The 16,593-nt window shown below is 70.5% G+C and carries 14 protein-coding genes; 10 read left to right on the forward strand and 4 right to left on the reverse strand.

The features are described from left to right. The first annotated feature begins 312 nt into the window (after positions 1 to 312). From ACFZDJ_RS05365 to ACFZDJ_RS05395, 7 genes are all read left to right on the forward strand, one after another. Positions 313 to 1,398 (forward strand): ABC transporter substrate-binding protein, encoded by a 1,086-nt coding sequence (locus ACFZDJ_RS05365; protein WP_390927300.1) that lies wholly within the window; start codon positions 313 to 315, stop codon positions 1,396 to 1,398. A 5-nt stretch (positions 1,399 to 1,403) separates the two neighbouring features. Next, entirely contained in the window at positions 1,404 to 2,255 is an 852-nt protein-coding gene (locus ACFZDJ_RS05370) for an ABC transporter permease (protein ID WP_385372772.1), read from the forward strand. After that, the gene (locus ACFZDJ_RS05375; protein WP_390927296.1) at positions 2,231 to 2,968 is read left to right on the forward strand and encodes an ATP-binding cassette domain-containing protein; all 738 of its coding nucleotides are present in this window, start codon (positions 2,231 to 2,233) and stop codon (positions 2,966 to 2,968) included. The genes ACFZDJ_RS05370 and ACFZDJ_RS05375 overlap by 25 nt, the downstream gene beginning before the upstream one ends. Beyond that, positions 2,965 to 4,299, forward strand: coding sequence for an NtaA/DmoA family FMN-dependent monooxygenase (locus tag ACFZDJ_RS05380; protein ID WP_391056228.1), 1,335 nt, complete (start codon positions 2,965 to 2,967; stop codon positions 4,297 to 4,299). Before ACFZDJ_RS05375 ends, ACFZDJ_RS05380 begins: the two co-directional genes overlap by 4 nt. Before the next feature lie 11 nt (positions 4,300 to 4,310). Beyond that, positions 4,311 to 5,201 carry a TauD/TfdA family dioxygenase gene (locus tag ACFZDJ_RS05385; protein ID WP_391056231.1) on the forward strand — a complete coding sequence of 297 codons (891 nt, stop codon included), beginning with the start codon at positions 4,311 to 4,313 and terminating at the stop codon, positions 5,199 to 5,201. Between the two features lie 150 nt (positions 5,202 to 5,351). After that, complete coding sequence (locus ACFZDJ_RS05390; RefSeq protein WP_391056234.1) at positions 5,352 to 6,746, forward strand: amino acid permease; 1,395 nt, start codon at positions 5,352 to 5,354, stop codon at positions 6,744 to 6,746. Positions 6,747 to 6,862: 116 nt separating this feature from the next. After that, complete coding sequence (locus ACFZDJ_RS05395; RefSeq protein ID WP_384905690.1) at positions 6,863 to 7,504, forward strand: superoxide dismutase; 642 nt, start codon at positions 6,863 to 6,865, stop codon at positions 7,502 to 7,504. A 119-nt stretch (positions 7,505 to 7,623) separates the two neighbouring features. Here the strand turns inward: ACFZDJ_RS05395 and ACFZDJ_RS05400 are convergent, their stop codons facing one another. Next, positions 7,624 to 8,232, reverse strand: coding sequence for a histidine phosphatase family protein (locus ACFZDJ_RS05400; protein ID WP_101408129.1), 609 nt, complete (start codon positions 8,230 to 8,232; stop codon positions 7,624 to 7,626). 205 nt (positions 8,233 to 8,437) lie between these two features. On the opposite strand from ACFZDJ_RS05400, the gene ACFZDJ_RS05405 reads away from it, so the two are divergent. Then, the gene (locus ACFZDJ_RS05405) at positions 8,438 to 8,674 is read left to right on the forward strand and encodes a hypothetical protein (RefSeq protein WP_390927286.1); all 237 of its coding nucleotides are present in this window, start codon (positions 8,438 to 8,440) and stop codon (positions 8,672 to 8,674) included. A 13-nt stretch (positions 8,675 to 8,687) separates the two neighbouring features. Here ACFZDJ_RS05405 and ACFZDJ_RS05410 read toward each other — a convergent pair whose 3' ends face one another. Then, positions 8,688 to 9,344 (reverse strand): DsbA family protein, encoded by a 657-nt coding sequence (locus ACFZDJ_RS05410; RefSeq protein ID WP_168491556.1) that lies wholly within the window; start codon positions 9,342 to 9,344, stop codon positions 8,688 to 8,690. 204 nt (positions 9,345 to 9,548) lie between these two features. Between ACFZDJ_RS05410 and pepN the strand changes: the two genes are divergently transcribed. Both pepN and ACFZDJ_RS05420 read left to right on the forward strand, forming a co-directional pair. After that, positions 9,549 to 12,128 (forward strand): aminopeptidase N, encoded by a 2,580-nt coding sequence (gene pepN / locus ACFZDJ_RS05415; RefSeq protein ID WP_391056238.1) that lies wholly within the window; start codon positions 9,549 to 9,551, stop codon positions 12,126 to 12,128. Positions 12,129 to 12,340: 212 nt separating this feature from the next. Beyond that, positions 12,341 to 13,417 carry a hypothetical protein gene (locus ACFZDJ_RS05420; protein WP_391056241.1) on the forward strand — a complete coding sequence of 359 codons (1,077 nt, stop codon included), beginning with the start codon at positions 12,341 to 12,343 and terminating at the stop codon, positions 13,415 to 13,417. Positions 13,418 to 13,541: 124 nt separating this feature from the next. On the opposite strand, the gene ACFZDJ_RS05425 is transcribed toward ACFZDJ_RS05420, so the two are convergent. Both ACFZDJ_RS05425 and ACFZDJ_RS05430 read right to left on the reverse strand, forming a co-directional pair. Then, entirely contained in the window at positions 13,542 to 14,681 is a 1,140-nt protein-coding gene (locus ACFZDJ_RS05425) for a serine hydrolase (RefSeq protein WP_391056243.1), read from the reverse strand. Positions 14,682 to 14,794: 113 nt separating this feature from the next. Then, positions 14,795 to 16,585: a TIGR03767 family metallophosphoesterase gene (locus ACFZDJ_RS05430; RefSeq protein WP_390927276.1), complete on the reverse strand. Its 1,791-nt coding sequence runs from the start codon at positions 16,583 to 16,585 to the stop codon at positions 14,795 to 14,797. Positions 16,586 to 16,593 lie beyond the last annotated feature (8 nt).

Genomic DNA, 16,593 nt, shown 5'->3' on the forward strand with positions numbered 1-16,593 from the left:
CTGACCAAGTGCCGCGTCGTCGACCTTATGCGGGTCGCACGCACGCGTTGTTGCTGACGCCGGGTCACTGCCGCGTCGATGCCTTGACCTGCCGGTGTGCCGGCCTGCTGATGTGTCGGCCTGCTGATGTGGTGACCTGCTGACGCGTCGACGCGTCGACGATCACCCGGTTTCTTCCGCCGCGCCTTCGGCGCGCGCCTCCCGCTTCCCCATGCGCGCGTATTTCGCTTCTTTCACCTCCCTCCCTTGTTGAATTCCGCCTGCCCGGAATTCCGCGCGTATTTCCGCCACTTGGATCCCCGGAGTCCTCCCATGCCACGACTGTCTCCTTCGTCGTCCCCTTTCGCGCCCGGTGTCGACCGGCGGCTGTTCCTGTCCTCCCTGCTCGGCGTGGCCGCCGCGGCCGGTCTGAGCGGTTGCGCGGGGGCCAGTGCCGCCGACAGCAAGTCCAAGGGGTCCCTGTCCGCCCCGCTGTCCGCCAAGGTCCCCTCGGGTACGAGCCTCAAGATCGCCTCGTATCAGAACCTCCAGCAGCTCCAGTTCAAGCTCGCGGGCCTCACCGATCTGCCGTTCACCGTCTCCAGCTGGGTGAACATCGGCGCCGGGCCCGATGTCATCAACGCCTTCCGGGCCAAGTCCCTGGACGTCGCCAACAACGCGGGCATCCCGCCGATCCAGGCGCACTACCAGGGCTACGACGCCAAGATCGTCGCGATCAACATCACCCGCAAGCCCAACTACCTCTTCGCGACCAAGCCAGGCAGCGACATCCACACCGTCGCGGACTTCAAGGGCAAGAAGCTGGCGTTCTCCCAGGGCCAGGCCCAAGGCGTCGTCCTGCTGCGGGCGTTGAAGGAGGCCGGGCTCGCGTACGACGAGGTGAAGCTGGTCCCGCTGACCAGCAACCAGTTCTTCACGGCCCTGCAGTCGGGCCAGGTCGACATCGCCCCGCTCGCCAACAGCCAGGCGCCGGCGTACCTCAAGCAGTACGAGTCGAAGGGCGCCCGCGCGATCACCACCGACGTGGTCGACCTGCTCAACCTGCTGTGGGCGCCCACCTCCGTGCTGGCCGACCCGGCGAAGGCGGCGGCCGTCGCCGCGTACATCCCGCGCTGGGCGCAGGGGCAGGTGTGGGCCTACGAACACCCGGACGCCTGGAACGAGGAGTTCTACGTCAAGACGCAGAACCTCACGCTCGCACAGGCCCGGTCCATCACCGAGCTCGCCAACAAGCCGCTGTTCCCGCCGAGTTGGGACGAGGCGGTGAAGTGGGAGCAGGAGACCGCCGATCTGCTGGCCGAGGGCGGCTTCGTGAAGGCGTTCAAGGTCGGCTCGCTCTTCGACCGGCGCTTCGAGGGCATCGCGGCGAAGGCCGTCCCGGCGGAGTACCGGAAGTGACGGCCATGACGACCACCACGACCTCGACCGCCGTGCCGGTGACCGCCGCCGAGGACCCGCCTGCCGTACGGCGCAGGAGGCGCCGCGGCCTCGCTCCCGGCAAGCGTCTGCCCGCCTCCCGGCTCATCGGCCCCGCCCTCTTCCTCGCCCTGTGGGCGGCCGCCTCCGCCGCCGGACAGCTGGACCCGGGCGCGATCCCGGCGCCCTGGACGGTCCTGAAGACCGCCGGTCACCTGTGGACCGACGGCACGCTCCCCACCGACGTCCGCACCTCCCTGGAACGCGCGGGATACGGCTTCGCGCTGGGCCTGACCGCCGGCGTGGTCCTCGCGCTGGCGGCCGGGCTCAGCCGGATCGGCGAGGCGCTGATCGACGGGACCGTGCAGCTCAACCGGGCGATCCCGACCCTGGGCCTCATCCCGCTGTTCATCCTCTGGCTGGGCATCGGCGAGACCTTCAAGATCGCCATCATCGCGATCGTCGTCTACATCCCGATCTACCTCAACCTGCACGCCGCGCTGTCCGGCATCGACCACCGCTACGTCGAACTCGCCGAGGTCCAGGGCCTGTCGAGGCTCCAGTTCGTCCGCCAGATCGTCATCCCCGGCGCGTTGCCCGGCTTCTTCGTGGGGCTGCGCCTCGGGGTGACCGGCTCCTGGCTGAGCCTGGTGGTCCTGGAGCAGATCAACGCCACCAGCGGCCTCGGCTACATGATGTTCCAGGCCCAGAACTACGGCCAGTCGGACGTCATCCTGGTCGGCCTGCTGATCTACGGCGTCTTCGGCCTGGTCTCCGACAGCGCGGTCCGTCTCGTCGAACGGAGGGTGCTGTCATGGCGCCGCACGCTCAGCAGCTGACCACCGCGCCCGCCGTCCAGCTCCGGGGTCTTACACGGTCGTTCGACGGCCGTAAGGTCCTCGACGACATCGACCTCGACCTGCCCGCCGGACAGTTCACGGCCCTGCTCGGGCACAGCGGCTCCGGCAAGAGCACGCTGCTGCGGGCCATCGCGGGCCTGGACCACGAGGTCGTCGGAAGCGGCCGGCTCACCGCCCCGGAGCGGGTGTCGGTCGTCTTCCAGGACTCCCGGCTGCTGCCCTGGCGGCGGGTCCTCGACAACGTGCTGCTCGGCACGAACGGCAAGGAAGCGGCCGACAAGGGCCGCGAAGCCCTCGCCGAGGTGGGTCTGAAAGGCCGCGAACGCGCCTGGCCGAACGAGCTGTCCGGCGGCGAGGCCCAGCGCGCCGCCCTGGCCCGCTCTCTGGTCCGCGAGCCCGAACTCCTCCTCGCCGACGAACCGTTCGGCGCGCTGGACGCGCTCACCCGGATCCGGATGCACGTGCTGCTCAGGGAGCTGTGGGAGCGCCACCGCCCCTCGGTGCTCCTGGTCACCCACGACGTGGACGAGGCGATCGTCCTCGCCGACCGGGTGCTCGTGCTCGACCAGGGCCGGATCGGTCTCGACCTGACCATCGACCGCCCCCACCCGCGCTCCTACCGGGAGCCGGTACTGAGTGAATACCGGGAGCGCCTCCTTGCCGCCCTCGGTGTGACGGAGGACCACGCATGACCCGCCGACTCCACCTCAACGCCTTCCTGATGAACACCGGCCATCACGAGGCGTCGTGGCGGCTGCCGGAGAGCGACCCGTACGCCCACGTCGAACTCGCCCACTACGTCGAACTGGCCCGGATCGCCGAACGCGGCACCTTCGACTCCCTCTTCCTGGCCGACGGACCCCAGTTGTGGAGCAACCTCGCGCAACGGCCCGCCGGTGCCCTGGAACCGCTCACCCTGCTCACCGCGCTGGCGACGGCCACCGAGCACATCGGCCTGATCGCCACGGCGTCCACGTCCTACAACTCCCCGTACAACCTCGCCCGCAAGTTCGCCTCTCTCGACATCATCAGCGGCGGCCGAGCGGGCTGGAACATCGTCACCACGGCGGGCGCGGAGGCCGCCCGCAACTTCGGCCTCGACGCCGAGCCCGCGCACGCCGACCGGTACGCACGCGCCGCCGAGTTCCTGGACGTCTCGCTCAAGCTCTGGGACAGCTGGGAGGACGACGCGATCGTCGCCGACAAGGCGGCCGGCGTATGGGGCGACGACGCCAAGATCCACCCGCCGCGCCACCAGGGGACGTACTTCCGGGTCGAGGGCGCCCTCAACGTGCCCCGTTCGCCGCAGGGTTACCCGCTGCTCGTGCAGGCGGGGTCGAGCGAGGACGGCAAGACGTTCGCGGCGCGCTACGCGGAGGCGGTGTTCACCGCGCAGCAGACCCTCGCCGACGCCCAGGCCTTCTACACGGACCTCAAGTCCCGTACGGCGGCGGCCGGTCGGGACCCCGAGCACATCAAGGTACTGCCCGGCATCGTCCCGGTGCTCGGCTCGACGGAGGCCGAGGCGCGGGCCAGCGAGCAGGTCCTGGAGGACCACATCGTGTACACGCACGGCGTGGACCGTCTGGAGCACCTTCTGCAACTGGAATCCGGAACACTGGAGTTGGACGCCCAGCTCCCCGCGGACCTGCCTCCCGAGGACGTCATCGAGGGCGCCAAGAGCCGCTACACCCTCGTCGTCGAACTCGCCCGCCGCGAACGGCTCACCGTACGGCAGCTGATCGGGCGGCTCGGCGGCGGACGCGGGCACCTCACCTTCGCCGGTACGCCGGAGCAGGTCGCCGACGCGATCGAGGAGTGGTTCACGCGCGGCGCCGCCGACGGCTTCAACATCATGCCCGCCGTGCTTCCCTCCGGCCTCGGTCTGTTCGTCGACCACGTCGTCCCGATCCTGCGCGCCCGCGGCCTGCTCCGCACGGAGTACGGACCGCGCCGGACCCTCCGGGAGCGCTACGGCCTCCCCCGCCCCGCCAACCAGTACCTCCAGCCCGCTCTCGTCTGAAAGGACCCCGTATGTCCATCGAGATCAGCAAGGTCACCGCGAACACAGGCGCCCGGGTCTCCGGCGTAGACATCTCCAAGCCGCTCGACGAGGAACAGGTCACCGCGATCCGCGAGGCCCTCAACGTCCACAAGGCCCTGGTCTTCGACGACGTGCACCTCGACGACGAGGGCCAGCAGGCCTTCGCCCGCCACTTCGGCGACCTCACCACCGCCCACCCGACGGTGGCCGCCGTCGACGGCGTCCCGAACGTGCTCCCCGTCGACAGCGAGCGCGGGCGCGCCAACCACTGGCACACCGACGTGACCTTCGTCCTCAACCCGCCCCAGGCCAGCACCCTGCGCAGCATCACCATCCCGCCGTACGGCGGCGAGACCCTGATCTCCAGTTCGGCGGCCGCCTACCGGGACCTGCCCGTCCCGCTGCGCGCGCTCGCCGACACCCTGTGGGCCGAGCACACCAACGACTACGACTACGCGGTGCCGGACGAGCAGATCGACGAGGAACAGGCCGCCCAGCGCGCCCAGTTCACGTCCATCAAGTTCCGTACCGCCCATCCCGTCGTCCGGGTCCATCCGCTGACCGGCGAGCGAGGGCTGTTCATCGGCGGGTTCGCGCAGCGGATCGTCGGGCTGTCGGTGGGCGAGTCCCGCAAGCTGCTCGACCTGTTCCAGTCGTACGTCACCCGGCCGGAGAACATCCTGCGCTGGCGCTGGTCCCCGAACCAGCTGGTCCTGTTCGACAACCGGATCACCCAGCACTACGCGATCGACAACTACGACGGCCGGCCGCGCCGCCTGCACCGGGTGACCGTCGCCGGTGACGTGCCGGTCGGCATCGAGGGCAAGGAGAGCTACTCGATCGAGGGCGACGCCTCGCACTACACGTCCGTGGCCGAGTAGCACGCACCGCACGTCCGTGGCCGAGTAAAGGAAATCTCACGCTCCGTACCGCGGGTGTCCGCATAGTGGGCAGCCTCTCCCCCTGAGCGGAGAGGCTGCCCAGACTGTGGGCGTTTTTGCCCACTCGCACGTAAGGGACCACCCGCTCTCATGTCCCGCACCACCCTCGACACCCCACCCACCGCTCCCGACGCACACGCCCCGCTGTCCCACGGCCTCAAGCAGCGCCATCTGTCGATGATCGCCCTCGGTGGCGTGATCGGCGCCGGTCTCTTCGTCGGGTCCGGCGCGGGGATCGCCGCCGCCGGACCGTCGATCGTGATCGCGTACGCGGTCTCCGGTCTGCTGGTCATGCTGGTGATGCGGATGCTCGGCGAGATGTCTGCCGCGTATCCGTCCTCGGGCTCGTTCTCGGCGCACGCCGAGCGGGCGATCGGACCGTGGGCGGGCTTCACCGCGGGGTGGTCCTTCTGGGTGCTGCTCTGCACGGCCGTGGGGCTCGAAGGGATCGGGGCGGCGAAGATCGTCACCGGCTGGCTGCCGGGTACGCCCGAGTGGGCCTGGGTCGCCCTGTTCATGGTGGTCTTCTGTGTCGCGAACCTCGCCGCCGTGAAGAACTTCGGCGAGTTCGAGTTCTGGTTCGCCGCGCTGAAGGTCGGCGCGATCAGCCTGTTCCTGGTGCTGGGTGTGCTGGCCGTCGCGGGCGTGCTCCCCGGCACGGACTCCCCCGGCACCTCGAACCTCACCGGCCGGGGCGGCTTCCTCCCGCACGGCAGCGAGGGGCTGGTCGTCGGTCTGCTCGCGTCGGTCTTCGCGTACGGCGGTCTGGAGACGGTCACCATCGCGGCGGCCGAGTCGCGGAATCCGGTCCAGGGCGTCGCGCGTGCCGTCCGTACGGCGATGTGGCGCATCGCGCTCTTCTACATCGGCTCCATGGCGGTCATCGTCACGCTGGTCCCCTGGGACTCGAAGGAGGTCGTCGAGAAGGGCCCGTACGTCGCCGCCCTCGACCACCTGGGCATCCCGGGCGCCGGCCGGCTGATGGACGTGGTCGTGTTCGTCGCGCTGCTCTCGGCGATGAACGCCAACATCTACGGCTCCTCGCGCATCGCCTACTCGCTGGTGGAGCGCGGCCAGGGGCCGAAGGCCCTCGGCAGGGTCTCGGCCGGGGTCCCGCGCGTCGCGGTGCTCGTCTCCTGCGTCTTCGGCTTCGTGTGCGTGCTGCTGAGCTACTGGCGGCCGGACGACGTCTTCCCCTGGCTGCTGAACATGATCGGCGCGGTGATCCTGGTCGTGTGGATCTTCATCGCGGTCTCGCAGCTGCTGCTGCGGCGCCGGGTGGAGCGCGAGGCACCGGAGAAGCTGGTCGTGCGGATGTGGCTGTTCCCGGCGCTGACCTGGGTGGCACTGGCCGGCATGGCCGCGATCTTCGTCCTGATGGCCCGGCAGCCGGACACCCGGGTGCAGCTGTACTCGACGGGCGGCATGACGCTGCTCCTGGCGGCCGTCGGATACGTATGGCAGCGGGCCCGCGCGGCCCGCTGACCGTTCCCGCTCCCCCGAAAGGCCCTCGTGCGACCCACACGAGGGCCTTTTTGTTGCTAGCGTGCACTTGCAAGCTATGTGCAATAAGGTCTTACGAGGCCGGAGGGGACTTCGTCATGCCCGTCTACACACTCCCTGAGCTGCCGTACGACTACGCCGCACTCGCACCCGTGATCAGCCCGGAGATCATCGAGCTGCACCACGACAAGCACCACGCGGCGTATGTGAAGGGGGCCAACGACACGCTGGAGCAGCTCGCGCAGGCGCGTGACAAGGAGTCGTGGGGAGCGGTCAACGGGCTGGAGAAGAACCTGGCCTTCCATCTCTCCGGCCACATCCTGCACAGCATCTACTGGACGAACATGAGCGGGAACGGCGGCGGTGAGCCCCTCGCCGTGGACGGTGTGGGTGAGCTCGCGGACGCGATCACCGAGTCGTTCGGCTCCTTCGCCGGATTCAAGGCGCAGCTGACGAAGGCCTCCGCGACCACCCAGGGCTCCGGCTGGGGCGTCCTCGCCTACGAGCCGCTCAGCGGTCGCCTCGTCGTCGAGCAGATCTACGACCACCAGGGCAACGTGGGGCAGGGCTCGGTGCCGATCCTGGTGTTCGACGCCTGGGAGCACGCCTTCTACCTCCAGTACCGCAACCAGAAGGTCGACTTCATCGACGCGATGTGGCAGGTCGTCGACTGGCAGGACGTGGCCAGGCGATACGCGGCGGCCAGGTCCCGCGCGAACGTCTTGCTGCCGACCCCCTGAGGCGGGTATGAAACGTCCTGCTCGTGATCGTCTTCTCACCTTTCACGTGGCAGGCGGAGAAACGGAGGGCCCCCGCGAGGACGTGACTCGCGGGGGCCCTCCTGTGCGCACGGCTCGCGTCAGGCGCAGGGCACGTTGAGCGACAGCAGCGCGGCGGCACCGTCCGTCATACGGAGTTCGGTGATCGCGGCGTTGCGCAGCCGCGGGAGGACCCTGCGGTACTCGCCCAGCGGGATGGACAGCAACGAGCACAGCACCAGCCGGAGCAGGGTGTTGTGGGCGACGACCAGGACGCGTTCGCCGTGGTGCGCGGCCGCGATCCGGCGCAGGACGGCCGCCCCGCGGGCCGCCGCGGTGCGCGGGTCCTCCGCCTCCGGGAAGGGGTACGACACCGGGTCGACCCGGAACGCCTTCGCCCGGGCGGGGTTCTCGGCCTCGAACTCGGCGAGGGTGCGGCCCTCCACCACCCCGAAGTCGCATTCGCGCAGGGCGGGTTCGCGGTGCGCGGTGAGACCCAGGGCGCGGCAGGCGGGCTCGGCCGTGGCGACGGCGCGCGAGAGGGTCGACGTCCAGACGGCGTCCACGGGGTGCGCGGCGGCCCAGCGGCCGAGCGCCTCGGCCTGGGCGTGCCCCTCGTCGGCGAGGGGGACGTCACTCACTCCGGCGTAGCGGTTCTCGGCATGCCAGACGGTCCGGCCGTGCCGGGCGAGCAGCAGGGTCGTGCTCACTGAAGCTGCGGGACTCACGGCGCTGTGGGTCATGCTCGTCGTACTCATGACCCGCCAGTATTCCGGTCGGGGCGCGCTCACGTGTGCGCTCCGGCGGAAGCCCGCCGTCCGGGTCTTTTCGGCAGGACCCCGAAGGCCCCGTGAGGAGCGAAAAGGAGCCTCACGGGGCCTTACGGTATGCGGGCTTCCGGGGCATCGTTGCGGGATGCCGAGGGAAATGACGTACCCCTGCTACACGTGTGGGTCCTACCAGCCGCACCGCCAGCCCCGGGACGACCGGGAGCGGGACATCATCCGCAAGCTGGCGAACCTCCAGAAGCCGAACGCGTATGTGGACGACTACTGGATCTGCGGCCGCACCGACTTCGACTGCCGCAACATCCGCACGGCATCGAGGGTCAAGCCGTTCGACCCGCCCCAGAAGATGCCCGAGCCGCAATGACTCCTGGTGGCCCTTACAGGTTGCTGAAGTCCGGGCCCTTCGTGCGGGTGCGCTTGATCTCGTAGAAGCCGGGGGTCGAGGCGACCAGCAGCGTGCCGTCCCACAGCCTGGCCGCGGCCTCGCCCTTCGGGGTGGGCGTGACGACCGGGCCGAAGAAGGCGATCTGCTCGCCGTCGTCGCCGGGGAGCGCGATCACCGGGGTGCCGACCTCCTGGCCGACCTTCTCGATGCCCTCCTTGTGGGAGGCGCGCAGCTCGGCGTCGAACTCGAAGTCCTCCTGGTCGGCGTAGTCGAGCAGGGAGGCCGGGAGGCCGACGTCCTCGAGCGCGCCCGCGATCGCCTCGATGGTCGCGCCCTCGCCCTGGTTGTGGATGCGCGTGCCGAGCGCGGTGTAGAGCGGGCCGAGGACGTCCTCGCCGTGCTTCTGCCAGGCGGCGGTGACCACCCGGATCGGCTTCCAGGCCTTGGTGGCGAGCATGTCCCGGTATTCCTCGGGCAGCTGGTCCAGCTTGTCCTCGTTGAGGACCGCGAGGCTCATGATGTGCCAGCGGACCTCGATGTCCCGGACCTTCTCCACTTCCAGCACCCAGCGCGAGGTCATCCAGGCCCAGGGGCACAGCGGGTCGAACCAGAAGTCGACGGGGGTCTTGGTGGAGGCGGTCTCGGGCATGGTTCTCCTCGGAAAGCGGTGTTTCCCGCAGCAACACCGGAGGCCGCTCGCCTCATTCCCGGGTGTCCCGCCTCGTTCCCGGCTGTCCCGCGTCAGGGGCACATGGCAGGATCGCTCCTGTCCAGCCGTGTCCACCGCCGGATGCCGGACATCCGTTCCGCAGTATCCATATCCATTCCGTGACACCCCGAGGGAGTGCCGCCCGTGCCCGGTGACAATCTGACCCGCGACGAGGCCCAGGAGCGGGCAGCGCTGCTGTCCGTGGACGGGTACGAGGTCTCCCTCGACCTGCGCTCCGCCCTGGGCGACATCGAGGCCGAGCCGCGTACGTTCCGCTCGGTGACCACGATCCGCTTCCGCTGCGCGGAGCCCGGCGCCGCGAGCTTCGCCGATCTGCTCGCACCGAGCGTCACGGCCGTGTCGCTCAACGGCAAGGACCTGGACCCCGGCGAGGTCTTCGACGGCTCCCGCATCCGGCTGGAGGACCTCCAGGCCGACAACGAGCTGGTCGTCGACGCGCAGTGTGCCTACTCCCGCACCGGCGAGGGCATGCACCGCTTCGTCGACCCCGAGGACGGCGAGGTCTACCTCTACACCCAGTACGAGCCCGCCGACTCCCGGCGCGTCTTCGCGAACTTCGAGCAGCCGGACCTCAAGGCCCCCTTCCGTTTCGAGGTGCGGGCCCCGGAGGGGTGGACGGTCTGGAGCAACGGCGTCGGTGAACTCGTCGACGGTGTGTGGAAGTTCGCCGAGACCAAGCCGATCTCCACGTACATCACCGCGTTCGTGGCGGGCCCGTACCACTACGTCACGGACAGCTACGCGCGCACCTTCGAGGACGGTACGACGCTGGAGATCCCGCTCGGCGCGATGTGCCGCAAGGGTCTGGCGCCCCACTTCGACTCCGACGACGTGTTCCTGGTGACCAAGCAGGGGCTCGACTTCTTCCACGACCACTTCGACTTCCCCTACCCGTTCGGGAAGTACGACCAGGCGTTCGTGCCCGAGTACAACCTCGGCGCGATGGAGAACCCGGGGCTCGTCACCTTCCGCGAGGAGTTCATCTTCCGCGGCAAGGTGACCCAGGCGTCGTACGAGGGCCGGGCCAACGTCATCCTGCACGAGATGGCGCACATGTGGTTCGGCGACCTCGTCACCATGGAGTGGTGGGACGACCTGTGGCTCAAGGAGTCCTTCGCCGACTTCATGGGCGCGTTCGCGCTGGTCGGGGCGACCCGCTTCGAGAACGGCTGGATCACCTTCGCCAACCGCCGCAAGGCCTGGGCGTACCGTGCCGACCAGCTGCCCTCCACCCACCCCATCACGGCCGACATCCGCGACCTGCAGGACGCCAAGCTCAACTTCGACGGGATCACGTACGCGAAGGGGGCGAGCGTGCTCAAGCAGCTCGTCGCGTACGTCGGCCAGGACGCGTTCCTGGAGGGCGCGCGCCGCTACTTCAAGCGGAACGCGTACGGCAACACGCGCCTCGGCGATCTGCTGTCGGCGCTGGAGGAGACCAGCGGGCGCGATCTGGCCACCTGGTCGCGGGCGTGGCTCCAGACGGCCGGGGTGAACTCCCTCACCCCGCAGGTGATCCTGAGCGCCGAGGGCCGCATCACGGAGCTGGCCGTGCTCCAGGAGGCCCCCGAGTCGCATCCCGAACTGCGCCCGCACCGCGTCGCGGTGGGCCTGTACCGGCGTGAGGGCGCCGATGGGTCCCTGGTGCGGTACGCGCGCGCCGAGGTCGACGTCGTCGGCCCCCGCACGGTGGTCGAGGAGCTGGTCGGCGCGGACGCCCCCGAGCTGGTCCTCGTCAACGACGACGACCTCACGTACTGCAAGATCCGCTTCGACGAGAACTCGCTGGCCACGCTGCGCGAGAGGCTCGGCGACATCACCGACCCGCTCGCCCGCGCGCTGTGCTGGTCGGCGCTGTGGAACCTCACCCGGGACGCGCTGATGCCGGCCCGGGACTTCGTGGGACTGGTGCTGAGCTTCGCGGGCCGCGAGTCCGACATCGGCGTCCTGCAGATGCTGCACGCCTGGGCGCACTCCGCGCTCGTCCACTACGCGGCCCCCGACTGGCGTGCGGAGGGCGGCCGGCTCCTCGCCCAGGGCGCCCTGAAGGAACTGCGGCTCGCCGAGCCCGGCAGCCAGCACCAGCTGACCTGGGCCCGTTTCTTCGCGACGGTCGCCTCCGAGCAGGCCGATCTGCAGCTGCTGCTGCACCTCATCGAGGGGACCGCCAAGGTCGACGGCCTGGACGTCGACCAGGAGCTGCGCTGGGCGTTGCTGGAACCGCTGGCGGCGCACGGCGTCGCCGACGAGTCCCTCCTCGCGGCCGAACTGGCCCGCGACGACACGGCCTCCGGCAAGCGCCACCAGGTCCGCTGCCTCGCCGCCCGCCCCTCGGCGGCGGTCAAGGCCCAGGCCTGGGCGCAGGTCGTCGAGTCGGACGCGCTGTCCAACGCGCTGGTCGAGGCGACCATCGCGGGCTTCGCGCAGCCCTCCCAGCGGGAACTGCTGGCCCCCTACGCCGCGAAGTACTTCGCGGCCATCGAACGCGTCTGGGCCGAGCGGTCCATCCAGATCGGCATGGACGTCGTCAAGGGCCTGTTCCCGTCCCTGCGGGACTCCCAGGAGACCCTGGACGCGACGGACGCCTGGCTCACCGCCCACGAGGACGCGGCACCGGCCCTGCGCCGTCTGGTCCTGGAGGCGCGGGACGACCTGGCGCGCACCCTGCGGGGACAGGCGTGCGACACGGCGGCGGGGTCGTAGCGGCAACGGCCGGGAAGTGACGGGGCCCCGGGTCGCCCATGCGGCCGCCCGGGGCCCCGTTACCGAACCCGCGCACCGGGCCCCGTAACCCCGATCCGGACCAGCGTCTTTCGGCAGTCGAACGCCCGTACTTTAGGGCGAGCTTGTCCGGATTTGTCGACAGGCGTGTAACAGCGGTTAGGGGACGGAGCGGGCGCGGGAAACCCCCGGTCATGAACCACAACACCCCACTCCCCCCCCACCCCCTCCGCCACCTGTCCCACACGCAGCGGCGGGTCCTGACCGCCGCCCAGCTGCGCACCCACGGCGTCACGGCCGCCGACACGAACGAGCAGTGCCGGCCGGGCGGCCCCTGGCAGCAGATCCTCCCCGGCGTCTTCCTCCTCCACCCGGGGCCGCCCACCTCCGAGGAACGCCTGCACGCCGTCCTGCTGTTCGCGGGTCGCACCCCCGCACGCGAGCCGGCGCCGGGCATCCCCGTCCAGCCGGGCGCCGAGGAACCGCACGCCCCGCGACCGTACGCGGACGCGCTGATCACGGGCCTGGCGGCGCTGACCCTGCACGGATTCACCTCGTCGCCCCCGCTGACCTCCCTCGACAAGATCGACGTCCTGGTCCCCCGGCTGCGCCGGCTGCGCTCGCACGGCTGCGCCCACATCGTCCGTACGCCTTCGCTGCCCGCCCCCTCGTACCTCACGGGTGTCCCGGTCGCCCCCGTGCCGCGCGCCCTCGCCGACGCGGTGGCGGAGCTGTCGGACGCGGGCGCGGTACGGCGGCTGCTGACGGAGGCGGTGCGCGCCGGGCACTGCGAACCGGCCTCGGTGGTAGGTGAGTTGACGCAGGCCCGGCTGCTGAGCCGGCCGCACGTGGTGGACGCGGTGGACTCGCTGCTGGCGGAGGGCCGGGCGATCGCGGAGGACCGCCTCTACCGGATGGTGCGGGAGTACGGCCTGCCCGACCCGGTCTGGAACGTCGACCTGCACCTGCCGGGCGGGCCCCACCTGGGCGGCCTCGACGCGTACTGGCCCGAGCAGGCGGTGGCCATGGAGCTGGACACCCGGGCGCCCTGGCAGGAACACCGGCAAGGCCACGGCCATGACGACGACGCCCTCTGGTCGGAGTACGCCCGCAAGCGCGAGCACCTGGAGCGGCTGGGCATCACGGTCGTCCACATCACCCCGCGGAAGCTGCGCGAGGCGATGGAGCAGCAGGCGGCGGTGGTCCGCACCGCGCTGATGGCGGCGAACGACCGGGATCCGGCGGCGTATGTCGTGGTCCTGCCCCGGTAGTGACGGACCGGGGCGGTACCAGGAGGGGAGAGGAGGGGCCGCCGGAGATCCGGCGGCCCCTCCTCGTGCGGGCGCCCGGGGGAACCTCGGGCTCGGACTTGCGTCAAGGAGGTGGTTCAGGGGCCTACTTGCCGCAGAACTCCCCCTCGATCACCGCATCGCTGTCCCCCGACCAGTCCCCGTTGAAGTTGAAGGCCAGGGAGTGGCGGCCGTCCGCCGTCGTCACGGCGGAGGACGTCGAGCCGTGGATGCCGCCGTCGTGGCCCCACACATGGACCCCGCAGTCGAGCTTGCGGTCGATGAGACCCAGGCCGTAGCGGGCGCCCGGGATCTCGTCGGCCTTCACCGTGGTCTTCATCTCCTTCAGCTGCTGCGGCGGAAGGAGCCGGCCGCCCAGCAGGGCCGCGTAGAAGCGGTTCAGGTCGGCGGAGTCGGAGATCATCTCCCCGGCCGAGGAGGCCAGGGAGGGGTTGAGCCGCGTGACGTCGTACGTCGGGCCCGTCGTCGTCCGGGCCAGTTTCGAGTACGCGTGGCTGCTGGGCCGTGGGAGCGTCGTCCTGGTGCCGGGGACGGACGTGGCGCGCAGGCCGAGCGGTTCGATGACGCGGCGGCGGATCTCCGTGGCGTAGGAGTGGCCGGTGACCTTCTCGATCACCATGCCGGCCAGCACGTAGTTGGTGTTGGAGTAACTCCAGGACGTACCCGGCACGAAGAGCGGTTGGTGGGTCATCGCGATCGCCACGAGCTGCTCGGGCGTCTTCGTGTCGTAGCGGTGTTCGAGGAAGCCGTCCTTCAGGAAGTACGTGCGGGCGAAGTCCTCGTCCGCCGTGTAGTTGAAGATGCCGCTGGTGTGGTTGAGGAGCTGGCGGACGGTGATCCGGCGTCCGTCGTGGCCATGACCCCGGACCACGCCCGGGAGCCACTTCTCCACCTTGTCGTCCAGCGACAGCCGCCGCTCCGCCTCCAGCTGCAACAGCACCGTCGACACGAACGTCTTCGTGATGCTGCCCACGCGGTAGTGGTCGGCCGTACCGCGGGGCGTGCGCGTCCGCACGTCACCCACGCCCGCCGTGGCCGACCACGTGCCGTCGGTGTCCCGCGCCGTCGCCGTCACGCCCGGCACTCCGTCCTGCACCGCGGCGTCCATGGCGGCGCGGGTCGCACCGTGGTGACCGGCCCCGGCGGGAGCCGCCACCGCGGGCCCCGCCAGAGCGGCCGCAAGCGCCACCGCCGTCGCCGCCACCAGTCCCGTACGCACTGACATGCCGTTCCCCCTTCAGCGGTGAACCCGGTCGGGGGGAGGGACTCGGCGGGCCGGTGTGAAGGTTGCCCGCCTGTACGCCAGTTGAGTGGATTTCGGCCGTTCTTCGGGCTTCCTCAGGCCTTCTTCAGTACGAGCTCCGTGTTGCGGTCCCGCGAGGCGCCGGCCAGCTCGGTGCTGCGGCCCGGGGAGTTGAAGGCGAGCTCGCGGTAGAGGGCCGCGAGCCCGGTCTGGCTGAGGTCGGAGAAGTCCGTACGGTGCGGTGCCGCGGACTCGATGAGGGTGGTGAAGAGGGAGAGCGTGCCGTCCTTGTTGTCGACGACCTCGATGATGCGGGCGAGGTGCGGGAAGTCGACGTGGGAGGCGGTGTTGATCTCCCAGAAGGAGCCGTGGTTCGGCGCGGAGTGCGCGATGATCTCGTTCTTGTGGGTGTGGCCGTTCACCCAGGCCAGCACGTTGCGGTGCTTGGCGAGCGTGGCGACCACGTCCTCGCCCCCGTGGCGCTTGTCGCTCGGGTGCGCGGGGTCGGTGCGGCGGTTGGTCATCGACTTGCTGGTGTGGTGGCTGAAGACGATGGCGTACGAGTCCTTGTTGTCGCTCAGCGTCTTGTCCAGCCAGCGCAGCTGGGTCGTCCCGATGGAGCCCATGTAGTGGCCGCCCGGGTCGGTGGTGTCGATGCTGATCCCGATGATGTCGTCGGAGATGCGGAAGGCGTAGTACTGGGTGCCCGCGGCGAGGTTGGCCTGTGAGTAGCCGTGGCCGATCGGGCCGGGGCCGGTGTGCGCGGGGTCGAGGTGCGCCTTGAGGTACTCGGCGGGCGTGAAGGGGGCGCGCGACTCGTCCGGGGTGACCGAGCGCAGCTGCCGCGCGTGCGCCTTGAGGAGATCCCTGAGCTGGGTGCCCTTGGGGTCCTTGTCGTTCTTGATGGCGGCGCGCAGGGCGACGCTCGCCGAGGCGGGCAGCGTCATCAGCTTCTTGCCGCCGACGGCGAACTCGGCAAGGAAGGAGTCGCCGTGCCGGTAGCAGCCCAGCGGCAGCGCGTCGTGGTTGCCGACGGTGGAGTACCAGGGCAGGCCGAGGCCGGGGCTGCGCAGCTCACGGATGGCGGCCGCGAGGAAGCCGTGCAGGTGCGGGAAGCCGCGCTGCTTGTCGGCGTCGCGCAGGGCCGCGTCCGGCTGCCAGTACAGCTTGAGGCCGCTGTTCTGAACGCCCTCGTAGTGGCGCGGGTCGCCGCTGTTGGGGCTGATCCGGCCACCGCTCATGACCTTCAGGAACCAGTCCAGCTCCGTCTTGGAGTTGTTGTCCGTGTTGTCCCCGGTGGTCATGACGAAGTGCAGCGGGGAGCCGGTGACGGGGGCGCCCCGCAGCGCGTTGACCCGCTCGACGAGCGAGACGGCGCCCGCCACGGTCAGCGACTCGTGCGGACGCCAGGCGTTCGCGGCGCCGGTACGCAGGTACTCGAGCCGCAGCGGGTGCTGGACGTCGATCAGGTGCAGGTCGGTGAACTGCACGAACGCGGCGAGCGCGGTGCGCCGGTCGGCCCGGCCCGACTTGGCCGCGGCCAGGTCGCCGCGTACGACCCGCTTCCAGGCGGGGCCGTCACCGAGCCGCCGGTAGCCGCCCGAGCCGGAGCGCGGCGCGGCCACGCTCTCCAGGGTGGTGCCGCGCTCGTAGGGAGCGAGGGGGGCGGCGGGCGCCATGGGGGTCCCCCCGCTCGAGCGAAGCCGAGAGTGGGGGAGTGACACGGCGACGGCCGACTCGCCGGTGCCGGTGGTGGCGGCGTGCGCCTCGGAGTCGGGCCGCAGGGCGTAGCCGATGCCCGCGGAGAGGGTCACCGCCCCGGTGGCGGCGAGCAGGGTACGGCGGTTCATGGCGGCGGAAGTGGCGACAGAGCGTATGCGCGACATGGCGCGGT

Source organism: Streptomyces sp. NPDC007896, assembly GCF_042959425.1.
GTDB lineage: Bacteria > Actinomycetota > Actinomycetes > Streptomycetales > Streptomycetaceae > Streptomyces.